Source organism: Sphaerochaeta sp. S2, assembly GCF_016406725.1.
Lineage (GTDB): Bacteria > Spirochaetota > Spirochaetia > Sphaerochaetales > Sphaerochaetaceae > Sphaerochaeta.
Genome location: NZ_JAEKNT010000203.1, coordinates 1 through 23,293, shown reverse-complemented (window position 1 = coordinate 23,293; position 23,293 = coordinate 1). Strand labels below are relative to the sequence as shown.

Below are 23,293 nucleotides of genomic sequence, written 5' to 3'. Positions count from 1 at the left end.
TGTTATAAGTTTGTTAAAGGGGTGAAACTAATCAATTCCTACATAAACCTATGCAATCCAGTAATATAGTAGTAAATTATAATAATTGTGTACAAAAACAATATAAGTAATAGCTTGCGAACTTCTACCATTCTGACATAGGAAATGCGATGAGAGAAGTTGTAAAAAATGTCTGCAATAATCCAAATTTAAAGAAAATTGCTTAGCATGTCATAAGTTGGGTACACCATATTTATATATCATAAAATAAAATATATGAAATCATATTTCAATACTCTGTACAAATTGCAATGAATTACTATATCCATTGACATACGTTTTTTTCTCGCTGTATAGTTTAGACGTGGATACTGACTATATGGGAGAATTGGTTGTATGAAATGGATATGTGTGCTGCTGGTATTGCTGTCCCTTCCTTTGGCCCTCTTTGCGGAGGAGCCTGGTCAGCCTGCACGCGTTACCATCTCCCTTACTACAACTGTCCCGGAACTGTTGACTCACGGTTTTCTCACAAGTGGCGAAAGCACTGACATTATTCCTGCCCTTACTGTGTCCGATGCATTCAATGAGGATGGTGCTACCTTCTACTATGCAATCCAGACCAATATAGCCAGACCGTTCGAAGTCTATGCAACGGTGACTCCCTTTGAACTGAAGAATGCCAGCACCTCTGCCCAGGTTGCTATCCAGAAGATATTGGTAGGCGAGCAGGAGATCACCCCTGTTGGTGGGGGAGAGTATGAACTTATTCAATTCACCCAGGGGTCGCAGGGGATGGGTTTAACTTCCTACATTCTCACCATCATTGCAGACCAGAGTCAGATTGAAAACGCCCCATCGGGCCAGTATGAGGCAACGGTCGCAATCGACATCAGATCAGATACGTAAATATCAGTCTTTTTAAGAGTATGGCTGCCCAATTGGGCAGTTTTGTATTTTCTGCAGTAGTTTCATAAAACAAAGATATGACAGATGTATAATATAAATCTAATATATACAATGCTTCTTGTCACCTTGTTACTTGTGTATAGCTATAAAGAACAAGAAAGTATACAACTTACGTTATAAGTTTAAAATCTTATAAAACAATATATAATAAGAAAATAAAATCCTTAATAGAAATAATTACTAAAATATTATAAATAATTATATTCTAATATTGACATAAGTCTTACTCAGTAGTAGGCTATTTGTACAAAGGATAGAGGAATAATCATCCGGAGGAGATTTAGATATGAATAAAAAGGCTATTGCACTTGCACTGGTGTTGGTTATTGCAATGAGTGGGGTTTTTGCTGCTCCTCTTGTAGTATCTACTGGAACAGTTACAGATGTTACTGCTACCTTGAAAGCGGTTATTGGTTGGTTTTTCAACCATGGTTTTGTTAATCCCGATACAGGAACAGAGTTTAATGCAACCCTAGATATTACGAATGCATTTGCTGTCGATCCGGTATTTACCTATGGCTATGAGACAAACACTTCAATTGCTTTTGGTATTTACATGGAAGTCTCAGACTTCGAACATGACACCGAAACAGGCGTGGCCATCAAGATTGCGGATGTTGAAATTGCTGGGAGTACCCCTGAACCGAATGCCGGTGTTTATACGCTTGCAACTTCAGCAGTACACGGTAAGTCTGAAAATGTTCAGATAAAAATTACTCCCTTGAAAGCTGCTGGGGATGATCATTTAGGTAATACGATTAGCAGTCAATTGGAATATGTGAATGATAATGCAACTCATGGTGGATATACGTCAACAGTTACTGTTTCAGTGGCTACGCTCTAATTTTTCCATCTGGTTTACATGAACAAGGCTGTGCAGTAACCTGCACAGCTTTTTCTTTCCCCTCTTTTCAGGTGCAATGGTAGCTGGTACCATACGTATAGTTCGATGGTATTGGGAGATGGATATGAAGAAAGTTCTCTTGGCATGTATACTCCTCTTCTTTGTGTTGCCCTTGGCAGCGGAAGATCCTCCGCGGTTTCCTTCTGCCACCGTATATATGCAGGGTGTCATCGAACCAAGGGATTTGCGGATCTCCATCTACAATGAGGCAGGTGAGGAGCTCTCAGGTGAGGATGCAATGCTCAGTTTTGAGTTCCCGAATCTTGAGGAGTGGGAATTGACTCAATCTCTCTATTTCAAATTCTCCTCCCACCTTGCAGAGGCTACCGTCGGAAAGTTGATTTTTTCGATTACAGATCTTGAGCTGGATACATTGAATAGACTCAGGACAACACTGGAGCTTGAAAGCGAAAGTTTCTTCACCAGTGTGGAGAACGGAAATACCTTTAATACCAGGTTTCCTGCAGGTGCCCAAGATGATGTACCTATCGGAAAACTTACCATAAGAATCAGGAAACGAGCAGCTGATGTGTTTAGTGCAGGCAACTATTCCGGTTCTTTCTCCATTAATTATACCGAAGGAAGCTGAGTTCCTCATAACTCTCGATTGTTGTGAAGTTTGGCTGGTTAATCAACCAATTGGTAAAATAGTTACAAAATTGCAAAATTAATGTTTTACAGTACGAGAAAACCATGCAATAATCATGAGTGTCGTTGCTCGAGTCTAGACCGATGTTTCCAGCGGATAGACGCGTACCCTTAGGAGAGGAGTCCTAGGGTTCTCAAGGAGGTTGCCGCTACCCATCTGGGTAGCGGTTTTACTTGCTTAAAGCCCTTGCATCGTCTGCAACATTCTTCTCTGGAAAATCCATCGGTCCAATCCAACAGCCACGCTTCCTAGTACAGCGCTGCGGTCCTTGAGCTGTGAGCGTACCACAGGTATGTGGGCAAGACTGTGGTGGGCATGCTGGTGATAATACTTCTGGAGTACTGAAAGGTAGTGATCGGGAAGATTGGAGATGCCTCCTCCCAGAATAATCTTATTGCATCCGGTAATGGCACTTGCAGCTGTGAGTGCCATTCCCATGGCTTCTGCCGCTTCTTGCAGAGCTTGAATTACTTCAGGATCTTCCCTTTGTGCCAGTTCCTTGACTGTCTTGCCGGCAAATCGTTCACTGAGAGCCCACCCTGCAGCTACGGTCTCGAGGCATCCAATCCCTCCACACCGGCACAAACCTGTCTGCCGTACTGGAAGGTGTCCGAATCTGCTCTTCTCCCCTACTATGGTGTTGTCCTGCACCAATGCGCCGCTGATATGTTCTCCCCAATTGACATACAGGAACGACTTTTCATCTTCATCGGCAAACCACTGTTCAGCCTCCACCATTGCCCTCACAGAATGCACCAGGATTGCAGGAGTCTGTGTGTATTCACTAATGGCTTTAGCAAGAGGGACGTTCTCCCACGACCAGTGGTCATGACGGAGTATGGAAAGACCATCTTCACTGATTTGTGCACTTGTTGCCACCGTGATGCCTGCAATAGGGGCCTTGGTAATTCGTCTCATTTTCAGACACGCCTTGATGACGGTAAGGCCATGTTCCTTGGCATCAGGTTTGATCGGGGTTGGAATTCGCTCAAATCTCAGTACATTACCCAGGAGATCTGTAAGGGTGAAACAGGTATTCTTACTACCAAGTTCCACTCCCAGGACCAGTCTGGAGCCATGTTGCAAGGCAAGCGTGGTGGGTCTCCTGCCATTGGCAGTCTTGGCCTTTCCTTTTTCCTCGACAAGTCCTTCCTGAAGCAACTGCTCCACAATCTCACTGGTGGATGGCTTGTTCAGGGTTAGGCGGCGTGCGATATCAGAGCGACTGAACTCACCCTCACGGGCAAGCAGATTGAGAACTCTCAGACGATTGATCGTCCTGGCTGAGCTTGGGGTGGAAAACTGCATGCCCAAGCATAGCCCACCTATGCGTTTTTGTTAAGGAACAATTGCCGTTGGTTTGAAAAATCAGTATGTTTGCCTATATCCCTTTGGAGGTATCATACGAAGATGGAACAAAAGAAGTTCAAAACTGAAGTATCAGAGCTATTGCATCTGATCATCCACTCGCTCTATTCCCACAAGGAAATCTTTCTCCGCGAGCTGGTATCCAACTCATCCGATGCACTGGACAAACTTAAGTATCTCACCCTTACCGATGACAAGCTCAAGGATCTAGCCTTCGAGCCACGCATCGACATCTCCTTTACTGAGGAAGGTGAAGACCGCACACTCACCATCAGTGACAACGGTCTTGGCATGGGTCATGACGACTTGGCAGACAACCTGGGCACCATTGCATCCAGTGGAACCAAGAAGTTCCTCGCTTCCCTTACTGAGGAGCAGAAGAAGGACAGTAACCTCATTGGCCAGTTTGGTGTAGGTTTCTACAGCGCCTTCATGGTTGCAAAAAAGGTTGAGGTAGTCAGCCGAAAGGCTGGTGAGGAACAGGCTTGGAAGTGGAGCAGTACCGGCAAGGGGAGTTATACCCTTGATGAAGCAGAGCGCGAAAGCCAAGGTACGACCATCATTCTCTACCTGAACGAGGAAGGCAGTGAATATGCCAACCGTTGGCAGATTGAGCAGCTGGTCAAGAAGTACAGTGACCATATTGCCTATCCCATTTTCCTCTCTTACGACCAGACATCCTACGATGACAAGAAGAAGGATGATGAAGGCAATCCGCTGAAGAAGGTTGAACATAAGGTTGAGCAGATCAACAGTTCATCAGCCCTGTGGAGACGCAGCAAGAGCGAGCTGACCGATGAAGAGTACAAGGAGTTCTATAAGCAGAGCAGCTATGACAGTGAAGACCCCTTGTTCTACCTGCATACACGCGCCGAAGGTGCAACAGAGTACATCACACTCTTCTTCATCCCAAGTAAAGCACCGTTTGACATGTACTATGCAGATTACAAGCCGGGTGTGAAGCTCTATGTGAAGCGAGTCTATATCACAGATGATGACAAAGAGTTGCTTCCATCCTATCTTCGCTTTGTACGTGGCGTGATTGACAGTGAGGATCTTCCTCTCAATGTCAGCCGTGAGATTTTGCAACAGAATCGTGTAATGAATGCAATCCGTACCGCATCTGTGAAGAAGCTGCTTGGTGAGTTCCAGAAGATCAGCGAACAGAACCCTGACCTTTACACAAAGTTCATTGAGCAGTACAACCGACCCCTTAAGGAAGGTTTGTATTCTGATTATGCCAACCGGGATGCATTGCTTGAACTGGTTCGTTTCAAGTCCTCCACGGAGGATGGCTATGTAAGCCTCGCCTCCTACAAGGAGAGGATGAAGAGTGACCAGAAATCAATCTACTACATCGCTGGAGGAAAGGAAGAGACCCTCAAGGCAAGTCCCTTGCTTGAAGCGTATCGGAAGAAGGGGTATGAAGTGCTCATCATGAGCGACGATATTGATGATATCGTGGTCGGCTCGATCGGTACCTACAAGGAACTGCCTCTGAAAGCAATCAACAAGAGTGGTGCTGTTGATGACCTGAAGGAAGAAGGCGAGGACAAGAAGAAAGACTCCAAGGAGGCTAAAGCCCTTATCAAGAAGGTCAAGAAAGCCCTTGGAGACAAGGTAAAGGATGTAGTTGCCTCTTCCCGCCTTGCAGACTCCCCTGCTGTCGTGGTGGTTGATGAGAGTGACCCATCAGTACAGATGCAGCAGATTCTCAAGAGTATGGGACAGACAGACTTTGAAGAAGCAAAGCCGATCCTTGAGATCAATGTGGAAGATCCGATGGTCAAGAAGATCGAAAACAGCAACGATGAACAGTACATTGAGCAGTTGAGTTCAGTGTTGCTGGATCAGGCTCTGCTTGCTGAGGGTGTCATGCCCAAGGATCCGGTAGGGTTTGCAAAACGGCTGCATGCTCTTTTGTCTACATAATAGCGAGTAATTAATTACTTATCATGCAAGGTGAAGAGATATTTTTCTTCACCTTGTTTTTTTTCTCTACCGATGGTAGTGTTTTATATAATACTTGTATAAGGAAGTAGAAATATGATTGCAAATTTCATGGCACTTAGCAGTGAAGCCGTTGCTGAAAGTTCCGCCTTTGGCCGCTTTGTTGAGAAGATTGATAGCTGGATTCAAATCGGTCCGGTCGAATTCTTGGTGAATGTCGCGATTGGATTGCTCATTGTGCTCATCGGAAAGCTGGTGATCATAGGCATTTCACGCATTCTCAAGCGTGCACTCGACCGTTCCAAGAAGATCAATGAATTGATGGCCCGCTTCATTTTGAAGCTGGTGAATGTCATAGGGTGGATTTTCCTCATCATTGCATTCCTTGGCCGACTTGGCCTTGATATGGGCCCCGTGCTTGCCGGCCTTGGCATCACTGGTGTTGTCCTTGGGTTTGCATTCCAGGATACCATTGGGAACCTGCTCAGTGGTGTGATGATTGTCATCAATGCACCGTTTCGGATTGGTGACTATATTGAAACCGGGTCGTTCAGTGGTACCGTAAGTGATATGGACATGATCTGTGTTATTCTCTCCACACCCGACAACCGTAAGATTACCATCTCAAACAAGCTTGTCTGGAACAGCCCCATTGTGAACTACTCCAATGTTGACCGGCGGAGACTTGGCCTTACAGTCAGAGTTGCATATGGCACAAACCTGCAGTTGGCAAAGGATACCATTTGGAAAATCATCAATTCTTATAGTGAGATTCTTAGTGATCCAGCTCCCATGGTAGAGGTAAATACCCTTGCAGACTCCTCCATAGACTTCGCGGTTCGCCCTTGGACGAAACCTGAAGACTATTGGAAGGTCTACTGGCGCTTCCAGGGTGAGATCGTTGACCGTCTCGCTGAGGTTGGAATCTCAGTTCCTTTCAACCAATTAGATGTACATATTGTAGACCAGAGCGCAACATAGGTTATTGCTGTTCGCTCACAGAGCAGTGGCCTTCAAGGATGGTGCAGAACTCCTTGGAGTCCTGGAGGAGGAACTTTCCGAGATAGGATTTTCTCCTCCATGCTTTGGAGCCGAATACCAGGGTGATGATTGCATCATTTGTTTCAATTACAACCGAGATGTTGGAGAGTTTGTTCTCCAGCGTCTCGTAGTTTTGTTTGCAGGAAACAAAGTCTGCATACGGGAAATGGTAGAACTCATCAGCCAAGGTGATTCCCACCACCTGCTTCTTGGTGTCGAAACAGAGCAGGATTCCATCCCCGATATCATTGATGTACCCATGTCTGTCATCAAAATCGTACCCGTACTCTTTCATCAGCTCATTGGTTCTCACGCCCAGCTTCTGTAGGGTAAGACGGTAGTTTGCTGCTGCTCGGTTTCGATTCTTCTTGCCGATGGTCAGTGCATAGAGGTTTGCTGCAGTTACAAGGACTAATAAGGCTAATAATAGGTATTGGAGTATGTTCATAGCCGGACAATACCAAGGGCGGGCCGGCTTTGTAAAGAGAACCGCTTATGATACACTCTCTTTGAGGTGTCACATTGATAAAGATTTTGATTGTTGTTCCCTACCAAGAATTGCAAGAAGCATTCGATCAAGTCATCCAGAGTTATGACCTGGATACGATTGAGGTGCGGACCACCCATATCTATGGAAGTGATCCACAGAAGATCGTACCTCTTGCTGCTGATATCATTGTAGCCCGTGGAATAACTGCTCAGGCAATTGCTCACCAAAAACCGTCGGTGCATGTTGTGCCCATCGCACTCAGTAGCGCGGATTTACTCAGTGCGCTAGCCAAAGCCAAGAAAATGAACAGTACAGCCCATATCGGGGTAGTCACGAATGAACAGCTTTGTGACCAGGAGTTGATCAGCACCTTGGTCGGGCAACCTGTAACCATCTTTCAGGTAACCGATGAGAAAGACGTGAAAATCGGACTGGAGCACCTTGCAAGAAAGGGTTGCACCATATTTGTGGGTGGACTCACGATGTGCCGTTTATGTGAGGAGCAACAGTTTGCTCATGTGCATGTAAAGAGTGGCTATCAGGCAGTTGTCCATGCAGTGGCGGAGGCCGTTGCAGCCGCTCGCTCTCTGGAGCGTGCGCAGACAAGGGGAAATCTGCTAGGGACACTGCTCAACAATGCTGCATATGCACTGCTTGCGATCAACAGCAGTGCAACCATCATTGCAGCCAACAGGCAAGCTGAGCAACTCTTTGGTACTACATCCCTGTTGGGAAAGCAGTTGATGGAAGTATATCAAGGAGGGAAGTGGGATCTTACCTTGAAGGCAGGGAAGAAAGAGATACTCGTGCCGATTGCAGGCAAGCAGTTCTTGGTGACCCAGCAACCGATCAGCATGGATGAGGAGACATCAGGCTTTCTCTTCACATTCCAGAATACAGAGGCAATCCAGCAGACAGAGCATATGATCAGGACGGAGTTGAGCAGAAAGGGCTTGGTTGCAAAATACACATTCTCCAACATTGTGACACAGAATGCCCAGATGATGGCTCTTGTGGAGAAAGCGAGAAGGTTCAGCCAGGTCCCAGGCGCCGTACTTCTGCTTGGTGAGACGGGAACGGGAAAGGAGTTGTTTGCCCAGAGCATACACAATGCATCGCCCCGTGCCTCGCAACCCTTTGTTGCAGTGAACTGTGCAGCACTTCCTGAACAACTGCTTGAGAGTGAGTTGTTTGGATACTCCGAGGGAGCCTTCACCGGTGCAAGCAAGGGAGGCAAACCTGGGTTGTTTGAATTGGCTCATAAGGGCACCATTTTTCTCGATGAGATAGCAGAGATGCCGATCGTCGTGCAGGCGAAACTGCTTCGTGTTCTCCAGGAGCGCGAAGTTCGCCGAGTAGGGGCTGACATGGTTGTCCCTGTAGATGTGAGAGTCATCAGTGCAGCAAACAGCAATATCCTGCAGAAAGTACAGGATGGGTCGTTCCGTCTTGATCTCTTCTATCGTATCAGTCTGTTGAGCCTGATGCTGATCCCTTTACGTGATCGTCCTGAGGATATTGGGTTATTGTTCTCCCATTTTGTCACGCAATACTGCGAGAGGCATGGACTGAACGGAATCAACATCAATGCAAATGCATTAGAGATGCTTGGGCAGTTCTACTGGCCAGGAAACATCCGAGAGCTTAGGAACGCAGCAGAACGGCTTGCAATTCTCCATACCTCAGACCGGGTTGGCATCCGAGAGATAGAGCAACTCGATATCGGATCCACTGGATTGTATCTTGATACCAAAGAAACAGAAAAACCAAAACCAAAAAAGAAGAAGCAATCCGATCATGAGCTGTATGAACAGTTCCTCTCCAGTGGTTTGACTCGTGAGGAATTCGCCAAGGAGGTCGGTATAAGCAGGACAACGCTCTGGAGGAAGTTCTCCCGATTTGAATCAGAGTAAGCATGTTTCAATTATGTTTCAATTGAAACATGAAACAATAGTTATGTAACATTGAAACATGTTAAAAAAGTCTTAAAAATTTTTAGGAAACTGTTTGAATTTTTCATATTTGGTTACTTCAATAGAAAATATATGTATACAAATATGAAATATGTAAAAGATTGTATACAATAGATTGTAAACTTGGCACGTTAGTTGCTACCTCTATTGCCGGAGTGACGAGCATCGTTGCTCACTGCAAGAATGAAGAGGAGTAATCCATGAACGATAAACCTGTATTGGGACTTTTAATCGGAGACGGAGCCGGAGTCGGACCTGAGATCATCGCCAAGCTGGCTGTTGGTAAATTTTTTGAACAGTATTGTAAACCAGTGGTTATTGGTGATGTACGTATACTCGAGCGTGCCTTCTCGGTAATTGGTTCCTCTGTTCCCTTGCAGGTGATAGACAGTGTGGATGAAGCTGACTGGAGCAAGGGCCTTCCAATCCTTGACCAGAAAGATCAGGACCCTGAAGTCGTGAAGTTTGGCACCCTGACCACTGAGGCAGGTAAGGCAAACCTTCATGCACTGGAGCTTGGTGTTTCCTTGTATAAGGAGAAGAAGATTGAAGGTTTCTGCTTCGCACCTTTCCATAAAGCAGGCCTCAAGCAGGCAGGAAGCAAGGTGGAGAGTGAACACCACTTACTCGCCCAGTTGTTCAGCCATACGGAACCTTTTGGGGAGATCAATGTGTTGGGTGACCTCTGGACTACCCGAACCACCAGTCATATTCCCATCAGCGAGGTAAGCAAGAACTTGACTGTAGAGAGCATCCTGCGTGCAGTACGCCTTGCCAACGCATCCTTGAAGAACAGCGGTATTGCAAAGCCACGCCTTGCTCTTGCTGCACTGAATCCCCACGCTGGAGAAAATGGCCTCTGTGGACGTGAAGAGATTGATGTAATCATCCCAGCTATTGAGAAAGCAAGAGAGATGGGAATAGATGCAACAGGGCCATATCCAAGTGACATCACCTTCATCAAGGCCTTCCGTGGTGATTTTGACGGGGTAGTGACCATGTACCATGACCAGGGACAGATCGCCCTGAAACTCAGGGGATTTGATGAAGGCATCACCATTGCCGGTGGCCTTCCCGCTCCTATTGTTACCTGTGCACATGGTACGGCTTATGATATCGCCGGAACCGGTGTTGTGAAAACCAGCGCTTTTGAGAATGCAGTGAAGATGGCCTCCCGTATGGCCAACCACCTGCGTCAGCAAGCGTAAGGAGAGAGGAATATATGCAATTGAAAAAGGTTACGAGTCAGATGGTGATTCCTGTAATCACAGCAGTGATAGCTGCTCTATTCATCTATCTCGGGATCACCAAGTACGGCTTTTGGCATGAGCTCAGGGGACCGCTTCCAGGTTTTTTCCCCACTCTCATTGGATTTGCTTTGCTAGCTTTGAGCTTCATTGCATTCCTGGGCTCATTCAAGGAAGAGAAGACGACCTATCCGATTGAGAGCTGGTTTCCTGCTCTTGGCGTGATTGCCATCATGCTTGCCACTCTGGTTATTGGAATGATCCCCAGCCTTGCACTCTTTGTCATTCTTTGGCTCAAGTGGTACGAAAAGTATAGTTGGAAGACAACCCTCATCGGGTTGGCTGTCATCATGGCCATTGTAATCGGAGCCTTCGTCATGTGGCTCGGAGTTCCCTTCCCGAAGGGAATCATCTACAACTGGATCGCGTACTGAGGAGCATGCAATGGAAAATCTAGAAATGTTATTCATGGGCTTTTCAGTAGTCCTTACCTTTCAGAATGTTATGGTTACCATGCTTGGTGCTGTACTCGGCCTTGTGGTCGGCGCAATGCCTGGTATCGGTTCCCTCGCAGGGGTTGCCCTGTTGCTTCCCCTTACCTATAAGTTCAATCCTACAACCGCAATCATCATGCTTGGTGCACTTTATTACTCCAACATGTATGGTGGATCATTCAGTGCAATTCTTCTGAATATTCCTGGAGACTCTCCTGCGGTTATGACCGCCCTTGATGGGTACCCGATGGCAACCAAGCGCAATCGTCCTGGTCAGGCTCTGTTCACTTCCAATCTCTCCTCCTTTATCGGTGGTTTCATTGGTATGGTCATCCTTACCTTCATGGGCCCTGCACTTGCTGAACTCGGCCTCAAGTTTGGTCCTGCTGAGATGACTTCTCTCTTGTTGGTTGCGATGACTTCCATCGGCTGGCTGGTAGGGGAGAGCCCGACCAAGGGCGTTGTTTTGACCTTGGTTGGTATCCTGCTGGCAACAATGGGTATGGATACGCTTACAGGAAGCCCCCGTTACGACTTCGGCAACATGTATCTGCTAGGGGGCATTCCTTTTACACCTTTTGTTATTGGAGCAGTCGGTTTCAGCCAGGTGCTTAAATTAATGGCGGAGCGAAACAAGAAGGTTGATGTCAATCTGACACAGAAGCTGACGATCAAGGGATCAATGTTGACCCTCCATGATGTACGTCGCCTTGTTCCTCCTGCTATCCGTAGCGGTTTCATGGGAACCTTTGTTGGTGTGCTTCCAGGAGCTGGTGCGACAACTGGAGCATTCCTTGGCTATGCAGCACAGAAAGCTTTCAAGAGCGAAGAGCCGCTTGGCAGCGGTGCAATTGAGGGAATCGCTAGCTGTGAGGCAGCAAACAACGCAGCCGCCGCTGGGTCCTTTGCTCCCTTGCTTGCCTTGGGTATCCCCGGTAGTGGTACCGGTGCAGTCTTGCTTGGTGGGTTGATGATGTGGGGTCTGAATCCTGGACCACTGCTTTTCTCCAGCAATCCTGACTTTGCATGGGGCTTGATTGCAAGCTTGTTCCTCGCAAACATACTCACCTTGTTCATTTCCCTTGGGGTTATTCCCTTCCTGATCAAGATCCTCACCGTCCCGGTACGGATTCTGATCCCGATCATCACCGTTGTCTGTGTGGTTGGTGGCTACAGTACCAGTAACTCCATGTATGGTGTGATCATCATGTTCCTCTCTGGGTTGTTCGGGTACATCCTTGACCGCAATGGCTATGGAGTTGCTCCTATGCTGCTGTCATTCGTCCTGGCCCCACTGCTTGAATCGAACATGCGTAAGGCCTTCATCATCAGCAATGGTGGGTTGGGAATCTTCGTTGACAAGCCGATTTCTGCCTTCTTGTTGTTGGCGCTCTTGGCAATCGTAATGACTCCCGTGGTGAAGTTCATCCTTCGCAAGGCTGGCATTCTAAAGAAATAAGGTGTTATTTCCTCATAAGAGGAATTGGATATTGGAAAATGTGGGAGTGATCCCACGAGAAACAAAGAGGAGATAGAGAGATGAGAAAAATTGCTCTAGTATTGGCCCTGGTTTTGTTGGTAAGTATGTCCGTTTTCGCAAACGGAACTGCTGAAGCTGCAGATGGTGCAGAGAAGTCCTTCGTTCCTACCCGTAATGTCGATTGGTATGTGACCAGCTCCCCCGGTGGTGGTTCAGACATCTTCACCCGCACGATTACCGACATTGCTACTGAAGAGGATCTGATCAACGGACAGAATTTTGTTATTCAGTATAAGACCGATGGTGCTGGTGAAGTTGGTAGACTGCTTGTTTCCAACATCAGAGCTGGTGTCCAGGCTGACCACACCTTGTTGACCTTCAACAGTGGTGACCTGATGCCGATGGTTAAGAACACCAGCAATCGCTTCCAGAACTTCCAGCCTGTTGCTCACATGGCTGTAGACAAGCACCTGATCTTCATTGGTGAGTCCTCCAAGTACACCAGTGCAGAAGAGATCATTGAAGCTTTGAACAATGGTGAGAGATTGGTTCTTGGTGGTTCCAAGGGTGATGACATCGCTTGTCACGCTGCCCTTATCAAGGAACTTGGTGTTACCCAGGATCAGCTTTCCTACATTGCTCACGATGCAACCAGTGGTGCTATCACTGCAATTCTTGGTGGTCACTTCGACCTCTTGATCTCCAAGCCTGCAGCTGCTTCCCAGTATGTAGAAGCTGGCAAGCTCACCCCGGTTTTGGCACTTTCCACCAGCCGTTTCCCTGGAAACCTTGGTAGTGCTCCGACCCTCAGTGAGCTCGGTTACGAGAACGTAGAGGTCCCCAACTGGAGATCTGTTGTTGCTCCCAAGAGCATGAGTCAGGCTGCAGTCAACTACTGGAGCAATATCATGAAGCAGGTCAACGACACCGAAGCTTGGCAGAAAGGCTACATCGAAAAGCAGAAGCTGGTTCCCGATTTCATGGACACCGATACCTTCAGAGCGTATGGTATGAAGTTCCAGGCTGACTACCTTGAGTCAATCGGTAAGTCTGAGTAAGGTTTTCCGCGTCATGTGACTTAGATCTTGAGGGGTGAAAGAAGGTATCTTTCATCCCTCAAGTTCAAACTACCCTGAATACAAGGGTAATGATGAGAGAAAAGGGGATACTACGATGAAACGTGTTGCACTTATCCATACGGTACGACCGGTATTGGGCAGTTTTCCAGAATTGCTGGAAAATGTAGTGGGCCAGAAGTTGAAAATTCATAACATTCTTGATGATTTTCTTGCTTCTGATCCTGCTGAGATTGGCTATTTCTCCTTGGAGAACCGAAAGCGGTTGTTCAATGATTTGCAATCCTGTGAACTGACCAAACCCGATGTCATCGTCGTTACCTGTTCAACACTCACCCCTGCAGTACAGCTCATCAGGCCATTTATCAATGTTCCTATTGTTGCCATTGATGATGCAATGACAGAGAAAGCTGTTCGTATTGGCAAGAAAATCAAGGTTGTTGCCACCGCAATGAGCACCCTTGAGCCCACCATCAACAAACTCAAGAGGGAGGCAGCAATCGCAGGAACCGAGATAGAGGTGGATGCTGAGGACAATGAACCAGCCTATACCGCTATGCGTGCTGGGGATATGGAAACACATAACCGCCTGGTACTTGAGATGATCAAGCAGGTGAAAGGGTATGACTGTATCGTCCTTGCCCAGGCTTCCATGGGTCATCTGCAAGAAGAAGCAGAGCAGTTAGCCGGTGTGCCGGTACTCGCAAGCCCCGTTCTCTGCTGCCAAAAGGTAAAGAGCATACTGGAAGGGGAAGTGTAATGCATACAGATATCCATGCATTCTGTCGGCTTGGAATAGTGGTCTCCATGGCCTATCCCTCTTGTTCAAATAGTGAACAAGACTATCATGTCTCTCTCAAGAAGCTTCTTGTAGATCCCACTTTTCAGGTGATGGAGATTGGAAGTTTGCCATTCTCATCGTTGTATGAGTCTGCACCTGCCATGATCAAGAGTGCACATTGTGATTGTACCTATAGTGGACACTCCCTGCTCTTTGCGAAGAAGTTGAATATCAATAGCTTGGATGAAGAGGAGAGAGTGCAGGCAGTCCAGACTTTGAAGAAAGGAATTGATGAAGCGTATGCCATGGGTGCAGAGGAGTTCCAGTTCCTCTCCCGTGGGTATGAGAAAGGGAAAGAAGCTTCTTATCTTGATGCGTTGATTGCCTCCACAAATGAACTATGTGCCTACGCAAAAAGCAAAGGATCCATGCCGGTCGTTCTTGAGGTATTTGACCATACCATTGATAAGAAGTCACTGCTTGGCCCGTCTTCATTGGTCAGGCAATATGCCGAGGCAGTCTGCCCTGCATATGATAATTTTGGCATCATGATCGATTGCTCCCATATCCCCATGATCGGGGAGAGTATTGATGAGGCCGTTGAGCCTATAAAGCAGTACATCAAGCATGTGCATGTGGGGAATACCCTCATCAGTGATCCCAACCATCCCAGTTATGGGGACTATCACCCACGGTTTGGCTATCCCGGTTCAGAGAATGACACAGAATACCTTGCTGCCTTCCTGCAGAAAATGAAGGATATTGGCTACCTCACTGAAGGTGGCAAGAATATCCTTTCCTTTGAGGTAAAACCCCAAGCAGGAGAGGATGCAGACTTGGTGGTAGCAAATGCCAAGAGAACGCTTCAGGATGCTTGGAGGAGGGTACAGTGAAACTGGGAAATACAACCATGGAAGTCTCTTCCATTGCACTAGGAACATGGGCAATGGGTGGTGGAGACAGCTGGGGAGCCAGTGATGAAGTAGAGAGCATCAAGACAGTCCATCGTGCACTGGAGAGGGGCATCAACTTCATAGATACTGCACCTGCCTATGGGAATGGCTTCAGCGAAGAGCTTCTTGGAAGGGCTCTCAAGGGAAAACGCAATGAGTGTATCCTGGCGACCAAATGCGGATTGCTTTGGGGATCAGAGGACGAGGGTTCGGTACACAAGAGTCGTGATGGGGTGGTTATCCGCCGCAATCTCAATCCAAGCAGCATTATTGAACAGGTTGAGAAGAGCTTAAAACGACTTGAGACCGACCATATTGATCTTCTTTTAACCCACTGGCAGTCAATACCCCCATATTTTACTCCCATTGAGGAAACTGTCCAGGCAATGGAGCGTCTGATTGAACAAGGAAAGATACGGAGTTATGGCGCATGCAACCTTACCCTGGAACAATTGAAGGAGTACCAAGCCTATGGGAATCCTTCCTTGATCCAGGAACGGTTCAGCTTGCTTACACGTAGTAAACAGGCTCTTGCTTCCTACTGTGCTGAGCAGGGCATCACCTTCCAGGCATATAGTCCTCTTGAGCGGGGTTTACTCACCGGGAAAGTCGATCTCGATACCAAGGTGGTGGGCACGGCGAAAGCTTCTGTGGCTTGGTATGATGCAGAGCATCGCCCCCAGGTTCTCCATATGCTTGACTCTCTGAAAGAGATGGCAGGAAACTATGGCTGTGCTGTAGGGAATCTCGTCATTGCTTGGACAAGACAGGCAGAAAAAACAATGAATGTTCTCTGTGGTGCACGCAAACCTGAGCAGATCGAGGAGAACAGCCAGGCCTTGTCAGTAGTGCTCTCAGGGGAGGACTGGAAAGCAATTGATGACCTGGTTAGGCCTCTTTTGACATAGTTCAGGAAGATACACCCAATAGAAGGCACCCAAATGGGTGCCTTCTGTATGGTATGCATGAATCTGTGTCTTATTCAGCATTCAGTTCCTTGATGAACTTGATCATATCAATTGCCTTGGGAGGACAGCCGGGAAGGCTTTTTCCCAGACCTTTGGTACAGATGCCAACACCAACCTTGGAAGGGTCGTTCACACCCTTGTATCCTTGTCCGATGCAGATATTCTGTTTGATGTTTTTCAAACGATTTACCTCATCAAGACGCTTAAGGGCATGGATCAGATTTCCATAACAAGCAGAGCAGGCACTATCTGGTTCAGTATAACGACCAAGGTAGTTTGCCCTTCCTGTAGGGCGGGCAACCGGCTCATCGCTTGGTTCATTCAGCTGGATGATGTTGGCTTTCTCGAGATCAGTGGTTCCGACCCCCAAATGTTCTGCCATCTCAATATAGGGAACATCCTTGAGCTCAAAGCCCATAAGGGAGGCCCCGAAGCTGTCACAGAGAACACTGTCTCGGCAGGCAAACATCCGGTTGGTCTCAACAGGGTTTCCCCCTTCCTCGAAATCAAGATCGCCGTTCAGACTATCAACAATGACCAGGTCTGCTGCTCGAACTGCGTTGAGCGCAGCGATGGGGCGGTGTAGTCCAAGAGAGTGGAACAACCGCTTGCTGCGATCGGATAGGCATCCCTTCATATTCTTCAGTGCACAAGTCATTGCTGTCTGGCAATGTCCCTTCAAAACAGGTAGGCTGATCAGGAAATCAGTATCGAGGATTGTTCGGCTGACCTCCATGGTTATCCCCTCTACGGTTTTCTTCTCATAGGTATCATCCTTCACATCTACCAAAGGAACAGAGTATTTCTTGCTGATCTGATGGTATCCATTGACCCTGAAGCCTTCCTTGGTGGAGTCTCCCACCCAGGCACTCTCCACGATTGAAATATTGTGATACCCCTTCTCCTGGAGAAATTCGATGATGGAAATGAGGATCTCTGGGTGGGTGGTTGCTCCACTGTCAGCGGTTACAGCAACCACAAGATTGGGTTTAAGAGCGATGGATGCGTTTTTATCGGGAAGGAGCCCTTCGATATCGATGGATTGCAACAAGGCTCTCGTCATGTTGCTTGCATCCGAACCATAGGTGATGATGATGTCTTCTTTATTCATGCGTTGTCCTTTCCTAGGTGGCTGGTGAGATCGTGGGTGATGTGTTCATAGAGCATATGCTTGCACGCTTCTTTCTCCCCGTTTTTCAACAAGCTCATCATCTGGGCGTGCTGGCCAAGATAGTAGGAGAGTTCATCCTCAGGGAGATTCTGCGCAATCCTGAGTTGCTGGATCTTTGCATCAAGACGCTCACAGATGCTGATCAGGGCACTATTCCTGCTTGCTTTGATCAATGCAAGATGGAACAGGCTGTCCTGCTCAAAAACGGTAGCCCTGTCCCCGATTCCCATTGCATACTGGCAGTCGGCTGCATAACGGGAGAGTTCCTTTACATTTTCCGCGTATGAATCCTCATCGATCGAATCGATGGCTAGTTGCTCCAATGAGACCCGGACCTTGGCAATATCATCTGCTTCCTGGGGAGAGATGATCGAAACCACAGCGTGGCTTCTTGGCTTGATGGTTACAAGTCCATACTCTGCCAAGCGCCTGATAGCTTCCCTGATCGGAGTTCTGGAAACTCCAAATTGTTCTGCAAGAGACTCTTCCGGGATTTTCATCCCTCCCTTGAGCTGGCCAGAGAGAATCTGGTCCTTGAGCATGGTATAAACTTGGTCAGAAAGACTGTTTTGTATACATTTAGGCATACTTGGTACCCCCATTAACTAGTACTACTGTAAAAGGAATTTTCTGGTAAGTCAATGTTAATTGTGTACAAAAAACATTTTGCAATAATCTCACGCTTTCTTTGCATATACTTACCCAAGAAATACACAGTATCTATATATGGATACATTAAATTTGCAAAAATTTCTTAAGAAGTACAAGAATCCCTTTGACAAGGATTGCTGTCCATGGTATCAATATTGTATACAGTACACAATGCACTGCTTGTTAGATGAAATCAATATCAAGAAACAGTGAACAAGGAGTTTCCTAGATGAATACAACAGTCAAGGAGTTGCTCAGCCAGAAAGACAGAAAGTTCAATGCAAAGGAACTTGCACTGCTGGCAGCATATTTTAGGAGCGTGATGTTCGATACCCTCCACACAAGTGGAACCGGACACTGGGGCGGAGCCGCTTCAAGTGCCGAATTGACCACCTGCCTCTATTTCAATCGCCTCAATATCAAGAGTGACGATCCCCAGTGGGAAGATCGCGACCGTGTAGTACTTTCGAAGGGACATGCTTCGATGAATCTCTACACCATGCTTGCCCACCGTGGGTATTTCCCGGTTGAGGAACTTCCAACCTTCCGTACCCTGAATACCCGGCTGCAGGGTCACCCCTGTATGAAGACCCTCCCTGGTGTGGACATGTCCACCGGAGCTCTGGGACACGGGCTCTCCATCGGATTGGGAATGGCCTTGGCTGCAAAGCAGTCTGGGAAGCAGTTCTGGACCTATGTGATCAGCGGGGAAGGTTGTTTGAATGAGGGGCAGAGTTGGGAAGCACTCATGAGTGCAGCAAAGTTCAAGCCTGAGCATTTCGTCCTTATGATCGATTACAACAAGGTTCAGCTTGATGGAACCGCTGATGAAATCATGCCGCTCGACCCGCTTGCTGACAAGCTCAAGTCATTCGGCTGGAATGTTGCTGAGAAATCCTACGATGGAAACAATACCGAAGAGGTAATGGAGTCCTTTGCATGGATGGATAGTGACAACCAGTGGCCGAAAGCGGTTATATACAATACCGTTAAGGGAAAGGGTGTCTCCTTCACTGAAGGAAAGAATACCTGGCATGGGGCTGTCATCGATGATGACTCATACGCCAAGGGTATGATCGAATTGAATGCTGACATTGAGAAGAAGGAGGCCTCCCTATGAGCGATGCCATGAGAGATGCTTTCGGCAAGAAGCTTGCCGAATTGGGTGCTACCCATCCTGAGTTGGTGGTGTTTGATGCTGATGTGTCTTCATCTACCAAGAGTGCATATTTTGGAAAGGCCTTTCCCGACCGCTTCTACAACGTAGGAGTGGCTGAGGCTAACATGGTCGATATTGCTGCTGGTATGGCCACCGCTGGATACCACCCTGTGGTTAACGCATTTGCCATCTTCCTCGCCCTCAAAGCTACCGATCAGATCCGTAATACCCTCTGCTACAACAACCTTCCTGTCATTATCGCAGGAGCTTATGGTGGTCTTTCCGACTCCTTTGATGGTGCAAGCCACCAAGCAATAACTGACATTGCCATCATGAGAGCCCTGCCGAATATGCAGGTTATCGTTCCTGGTGATGCCAAACAGGCTGAGCAGGCTTTGGAATATGCACTGAAGCAGAAGGGTCCTGTGTATATCAGGCTTAACCGCAATGCAATGCCTGATCTTCCTGCCTCCGATGCGATTGGAACAGTCTGTACTGCAAGCGGAAGTGATGTAACCATCGCAGCAAACGGTATTACCGCAAGCTTCGCAAATGAGGCAGCCGCCCTGCTCCAGAAAGAGGGGATCAAGGCTGAGGTGCTGAGTGTACCTGTAGTCAAGCCTCTTGACGTCCAGTCCCTCAAGGACAGCGTAGCCAAGACCCGCAAGCTTCTTTGTGTCGAAGAGCATGTACTTGCTGGTGGATTTTCCAGTGCTGTCAGCGAGGCCTTTATGAAAGAAGGAATTTCCTGTAGATTTGATGCTATAGGAATCGAGGATGTATTTACCGAGACTGGTCCTTATGAACCACTCTTGGCAAAATATGGAATTAGCGCAGAGAATATTGCAGAACGCGCAAAAAATCTTTGCAAATAAGGAGATACTGTTATGGATCAAATGAAACGTGCCTATACACTCTTGAATGATTGGAAAGGGGACTCATATGTCCACGGCCTGGGAGTGCTTGACCAGGTAGGACCTCTGGCTGCAGGGTTCGGCAAGCGTGCCCTCGTGGTAAGCAATACCACCTATATGAAGCCGGTTGCAGACCGGGTTGTTTCCTACCTCAATGCCGCAGGTGTAGAACTTGCCGGCAATATGATTGCTCCCGATGCAAAGCCCAATGCTCCACGTGAGGATGTCTATCGTCTGGAGTCCTATATCCTGCACACCAAGCCCGATTGCATCGTCGTTATCGGTGGTGGTTCGGCCATCGATGCAGTGAAGGCAGCCAATGCATTGGCTACCCTTGGCGCAAAGGTGACCCCCGAGATCGACCACTACTTTGGAACCAATGTGGTGAGCAAGGCCCTTGATGAGACCGGCTCTTCCCTGATCCCTGTCATTGCAGTGCAGACCAGTGCATCCAGTGGTGCCCACCTGACCAAGTATTCCAACGTTACCGACCCGGTAGCCGGACAGAAGAAACTTATCGTGGACAACGCAGTCGTCCCTACTGTTGGACTGTTTGACTATGAGACAACGGTCAGCATGCCGATCAGCGTAACCATCGACGGAGCCCTTGATGCCATTGCACACACCTTCGAGGTGTTCTGTGGAGCAAAGGAAGAGACCTACGAGAAGACCCGTGAGATCGCCGAGTGTGCCATCAGCCTGGTGGCAGAGTATGCAAAGGTACTGGTCGATGATCCCAAGAATGTGAAGGCACGTGAGGCTATCGGCCTTGCCACCGACCTTGGTGGATATGCCATCATGATCGGGGGAACCAGTGGTGCTCACCTTACCAGTTTCTCCCTGGTGGACATTGTCAGCCATGGAACTGCCTGTGGAATCATGAACCCCTACTATGCGGTGCTCTACTCCAAGGCAATCCAGAAGCAGCTGAAGGTTGTTGGTTCAATCTTCGCCGAGTTCGGATTTGGCTCTTCAGTGGACAACCTGGAAGGGGAAGAACTTGCCGTTGCCGTGGCTGAGGCCATGATTGCATTCAGCAAGTCCATCAAGGCTCCCAGCAAGCTCAACGACCTGAAGGGATTCAGTGAGGCTCATATCGAGCGTGCATTGAATGCTGCGAAGGACCCACAGCTTGCAATGAAACTGCAGAACATGCCAGTTCCAATGAGTTCAAGTGATGTCGACACCTACATGGAGCCATTGCTTCGTGCAGCTGCCAGTGGGGACCTCTCCCTGATCAAGGCGATGTAACCTGGATAGGTTGAATAGCAGGGCACCATATGGTGTCCTGTTTCTCAACCAACGGAGTATTCTATGAAATTATCTGTAGCTATTGCCGGTAAAGAGGCAATGCCCAATGCATTTGTAGTGTTTCGTGGGGTAAAAGAGTCGATCATCAAGGCCCATGAACTTGGCTATGATGGTGTTGAACTCGCCCTCAAGCGTCCTGATGAAGTGTCAAAGGACGAATTGAACCAGTGGTTGCGAGAGAACAGTCTGGAGGTTAGTGCAATTTCCAGTGGACAGGTCTTTGCGGCAAGGAATCTCTACTTCACCGATGAGAACCAGGAGAACCGAGCAGAACTGTACAAGAGTTTCTGCGGCTTCATCGACCTTGCCTCTGATTTTGGTGGGTTGGTCAATATTGGAAGGACCCGTGGTCCTATCGATGGTCGTGACCCTGCCTTTGCAGAGGAACTCTTCCTCGATATGGCGTACAAGGTTGCTGACCATGCAGAAAAGCGTGGCGTTGAGTTGATTCTTGAACCGGTGAACCGTTATGAGATCGACTTCATCAACAACCTCGATGAGTGTTCAGCCCTGCTCAAGAAGATTGACCGGAAGAACTTTGTCATGATGCCTGATGTATTCCATATGAACATCGAAGATGACCACATTGGGGACAGCTTCATCCGGAACAAGGAGTATGTACGGTATGTGCACTTTGCAGATACCAATCGTCATGCACCTGGGGATGGACATATGGATTGGGACGAGATTTTCTCTTCCCTTACCTCCATCGGGTATGATGGATGGACAACAGCGGAGATCCTTCCGTACCCTGATCCTGAGACGGCGGCAAAACGAACCGTCAGTTTCCTGAGGGGAAAATACGGCAAGTATTACTCCTGATATGCAAGAAGAGCCACCGAATGGTGGCTCTCTTCACGTTATCGATCCTGCTGCTACTGTAGTAGAGCCTCAATATTGGCCTGTACCATTGACTCCAGGCTCCCTCTTCCCCCACTTTCTGGGAAATTTCTCCAGACAACGAGCTTGGTATCTGGGGATACCTCCATCAAGGGCCCTGCGATGGGGTTGTGGATATTGTCGATGATAATATGATAACCACCTTTAGAGACCTCGCTGATCTGTTGTGCAGTAACCGGCCCAGGACCGAAGGTACCTGCAACCTGGAGTCCCAGATCTTCTGCAAGATAGACTTGCATTGCATGACAGTAGACCTTTGCCTCTGTCAGTCCTCTATCTTCAGCCTGTTTTGCTCCCTCCTCGATGGTAGCGATATAGCTGGCAAGACGTTCCTTGCTCTTTCCTTCCGTTCCCGTAATACTGGCTATTGTTGCTGCTTGCTTTTTTACATTCTCGATATCATTGGTGGTGGTTATCTGAAGCATTGTTCCTTCTTCTTTCTTGATGGAATCTCCCATGCTCTGCATCATCCTCTCATAGCCAGCGAAGATGAAATAGTCTGCATGGTTGATCTTCACCACATCACTGACGGTAATCTCATACTCAGGGGGATGGGTGAGGTTTGCAGGGGCGATGAAGGCAACATCATCAAGTCCTCCAAGGTCTGCAAAAGCGGCAGTCCAGCTTGTGCTTGCCACGATGGAAGCGGGGTGGGAAGCGCTGGATGCAGCTACTTCTTCCGGGACACCTTGGGCAGAGATGCTAAGCACTGCCAAGAGCATGATGGTAAGGGAGAAAAGGTATTTTCTCATGATGGTAATCCTCTCTTATGTGTTGTAGGTATGATAAAAAGCAAAGCCGAGAGCAATGCAATTGTTCCACTCGGTGGTAAGTCAGTTGCAATGGCAGCCAGAAATCCAAAGGT

At 47.8% G+C, this 23,293-nt stretch carries 22 protein-coding genes; 17 read left to right on the top strand and 5 right to left on the bottom strand.

Annotated elements, in window-relative coordinates; translation table 11 throughout:
* The first annotated feature begins 375 nt into the window (after nucleotides 1–375).
* The 3 genes from JF818_RS05650 (at nucleotide 376) to JF818_RS05640 (ending at nucleotide 2,441) form a co-directional block, all read left to right on the top strand.
* Nucleotides 376–888 carry a hypothetical protein gene (locus JF818_RS05650; RefSeq protein WP_198890990.1) on the top strand — a complete coding sequence of 171 codons (513 nt, stop codon included), beginning with the start codon at nucleotides 376–378 and terminating at the stop codon, nucleotides 886–888.
* 346 nt (nucleotides 889–1,234) lie between these two features.
* Entirely contained in the window at nucleotides 1,235–1,792 is a 558-nt protein-coding gene (locus JF818_RS05645; RefSeq protein WP_198890989.1) for a hypothetical protein, read from the top strand.
* A gap of 124 nt (nucleotides 1,793–1,916) precedes the next feature.
* Nucleotides 1,917–2,441, top strand: a complete 525-nt coding sequence (locus JF818_RS05640) for a hypothetical protein (protein ID WP_198890987.1) — start codon at nucleotides 1,917–1,919, stop codon at nucleotides 2,439–2,441.
* A gap of 237 nt (nucleotides 2,442–2,678) precedes the next feature.
* Here the strand turns inward: JF818_RS05640 and JF818_RS05635 are convergent, their stop codons facing one another.
* A complete protein-coding gene (locus tag JF818_RS05635) occupies nucleotides 2,679–3,809 on the bottom strand; it encodes an ROK family transcriptional regulator (protein ID WP_198890986.1) in 1,131 nt (376 codons plus the stop codon).
* 102 nt (nucleotides 3,810–3,911) lie between these two features.
* On the opposite strand from JF818_RS05635, the gene htpG reads away from it, so the two are divergent.
* Together htpG and JF818_RS05625 are read left to right on the top strand one after the other, a co-directional pair.
* The gene (gene htpG, locus JF818_RS05630) at nucleotides 3,912–5,801 is read left to right on the top strand and encodes a molecular chaperone HtpG (RefSeq protein WP_198890985.1); all 1,890 of its coding nucleotides are present in this window, start codon (nucleotides 3,912–3,914) and stop codon (nucleotides 5,799–5,801) included.
* 114 nt (nucleotides 5,802–5,915) lie between these two features.
* Nucleotides 5,916–6,800, top strand: a complete 885-nt coding sequence (locus JF818_RS05625) for a mechanosensitive ion channel family protein (RefSeq protein WP_198890984.1) — start codon at nucleotides 5,916–5,918, stop codon at nucleotides 6,798–6,800.
* A 1-nt stretch (nucleotide 6,801) separates the two neighbouring features.
* On the opposite strand, the gene JF818_RS05620 is transcribed toward JF818_RS05625, so the two are convergent.
* Nucleotides 6,802–7,308, bottom strand: coding sequence for a hypothetical protein (locus JF818_RS05620; protein ID WP_198890983.1), 507 nt, complete (start codon nucleotides 7,306–7,308; stop codon nucleotides 6,802–6,804).
* A 74-nt stretch (nucleotides 7,309–7,382) separates the two neighbouring features.
* Here JF818_RS05620 and JF818_RS05615 point away from each other — a divergent pair, with 74 nt between their 5' ends.
* The 8 genes from JF818_RS05615 to JF818_RS05580 all read left to right on the top strand — a co-directional run bounded on the left by JF818_RS05615 (nucleotide 7,383) and on the right by JF818_RS05580 (nucleotide 16,262).
* Nucleotides 7,383–9,263, top strand: a complete 1,881-nt coding sequence (locus JF818_RS05615; RefSeq protein WP_233066414.1) for a sigma 54-interacting transcriptional regulator — start codon at nucleotides 7,383–7,385, stop codon at nucleotides 9,261–9,263.
* A 260-nt stretch (nucleotides 9,264–9,523) separates the two neighbouring features.
* Nucleotides 9,524–10,531, top strand: coding sequence for a PdxA family protein (locus JF818_RS05610; RefSeq protein WP_198890982.1), 1,008 nt, complete (start codon nucleotides 9,524–9,526; stop codon nucleotides 10,529–10,531).
* 14 nt (nucleotides 10,532–10,545) lie between these two features.
* Nucleotides 10,546–11,004 carry a tripartite tricarboxylate transporter TctB family protein gene (locus JF818_RS05605; protein WP_198890981.1) on the top strand — a complete coding sequence of 153 codons (459 nt, stop codon included), beginning with the start codon at nucleotides 10,546–10,548 and terminating at the stop codon, nucleotides 11,002–11,004.
* A gap of 10 nt (nucleotides 11,005–11,014) precedes the next feature.
* A complete protein-coding gene (locus JF818_RS05600; protein ID WP_198890980.1) occupies nucleotides 11,015–12,523 on the top strand; it encodes a tripartite tricarboxylate transporter permease in 1,509 nt (502 codons plus the stop codon).
* 80 nt (nucleotides 12,524–12,603) lie between these two features.
* The gene (locus JF818_RS05595) at nucleotides 12,604–13,602 is read left to right on the top strand and encodes a tripartite tricarboxylate transporter substrate-binding protein (RefSeq protein WP_198890979.1); all 999 of its coding nucleotides are present in this window, start codon (nucleotides 12,604–12,606) and stop codon (nucleotides 13,600–13,602) included.
* Between the two features lie 115 nt (nucleotides 13,603–13,717).
* Nucleotides 13,718–14,380 carry an aspartate/glutamate racemase family protein gene (locus tag JF818_RS05590; protein WP_198890978.1) on the top strand — a complete coding sequence of 221 codons (663 nt, stop codon included), beginning with the start codon at nucleotides 13,718–13,720 and terminating at the stop codon, nucleotides 14,378–14,380.
* Entirely contained in the window at nucleotides 14,380–15,294 is a 915-nt protein-coding gene (locus JF818_RS05585) for a sugar phosphate isomerase/epimerase (RefSeq protein WP_198890977.1), read from the top strand. The genes JF818_RS05590 and JF818_RS05585 overlap by 1 nt, the downstream gene beginning before the upstream one ends.
* Nucleotides 15,291–16,262 carry an aldo/keto reductase gene (locus JF818_RS05580; RefSeq protein ID WP_198890976.1) on the top strand — a complete coding sequence of 324 codons (972 nt, stop codon included), beginning with the start codon at nucleotides 15,291–15,293 and terminating at the stop codon, nucleotides 16,260–16,262. Before JF818_RS05585 ends, JF818_RS05580 begins: the two co-directional genes overlap by 4 nt.
* A gap of 70 nt (nucleotides 16,263–16,332) precedes the next feature.
* On the opposite strand, the gene JF818_RS05575 is transcribed toward JF818_RS05580, so the two are convergent.
* Together JF818_RS05575 and JF818_RS05570 are read right to left on the bottom strand one after the other, a co-directional pair.
* Nucleotides 16,333–17,433: a DUF362 domain-containing protein gene (locus tag JF818_RS05575; RefSeq protein WP_198890975.1), complete on the bottom strand. Its 1,101-nt coding sequence runs from the start codon at nucleotides 17,431–17,433 to the stop codon at nucleotides 16,333–16,335.
* Nucleotides 17,430–18,080, bottom strand: coding sequence for a GntR family transcriptional regulator (locus tag JF818_RS05570; RefSeq protein WP_198890974.1), 651 nt, complete (start codon nucleotides 18,078–18,080; stop codon nucleotides 17,430–17,432). Before JF818_RS05570 ends, JF818_RS05575 begins: the two co-directional genes overlap by 4 nt.
* Nucleotides 18,081–18,373: 293 nt before the next feature.
* Here JF818_RS05570 and JF818_RS05565 point away from each other — a divergent pair, with 293 nt between their 5' ends.
* The 4 genes from JF818_RS05565 (at nucleotide 18,374) to JF818_RS05550 (ending at nucleotide 22,350) form a co-directional block, all read left to right on the top strand.
* Nucleotides 18,374–19,264 (top strand): transketolase, encoded by an 891-nt coding sequence (locus tag JF818_RS05565; RefSeq protein ID WP_198890973.1) that lies wholly within the window; start codon nucleotides 18,374–18,376, stop codon nucleotides 19,262–19,264.
* The gene (locus JF818_RS05560; protein WP_198890972.1) at nucleotides 19,261–20,178 is read left to right on the top strand and encodes a transketolase family protein; all 918 of its coding nucleotides are present in this window, start codon (nucleotides 19,261–19,263) and stop codon (nucleotides 20,176–20,178) included. Before JF818_RS05565 ends, JF818_RS05560 begins: the two co-directional genes overlap by 4 nt.
* A 12-nt stretch (nucleotides 20,179–20,190) precedes the next feature.
* The gene (locus JF818_RS05555; RefSeq protein ID WP_198890971.1) at nucleotides 20,191–21,468 is read left to right on the top strand and encodes an iron-containing alcohol dehydrogenase; all 1,278 of its coding nucleotides are present in this window, start codon (nucleotides 20,191–20,193) and stop codon (nucleotides 21,466–21,468) included.
* 63 nt (nucleotides 21,469–21,531) lie between these two features.
* Complete coding sequence (locus tag JF818_RS05550) at nucleotides 21,532–22,350, top strand: sugar phosphate isomerase/epimerase family protein (RefSeq protein WP_198890970.1); 819 nt, start codon at nucleotides 21,532–21,534, stop codon at nucleotides 22,348–22,350.
* A 53-nt stretch (nucleotides 22,351–22,403) separates the two neighbouring features.
* Here JF818_RS05550 and JF818_RS05545 read toward each other — a convergent pair whose 3' ends face one another.
* On the bottom strand, nucleotides 22,404–23,180 hold the full coding sequence (locus JF818_RS05545; protein ID WP_198890969.1) for a metal ABC transporter solute-binding protein, Zn/Mn family: 777 nt from the start codon (nucleotides 23,178–23,180) through the stop codon (nucleotides 22,404–22,406).
* Nucleotides 23,181–23,293: the final 113 nt, after the last annotated feature.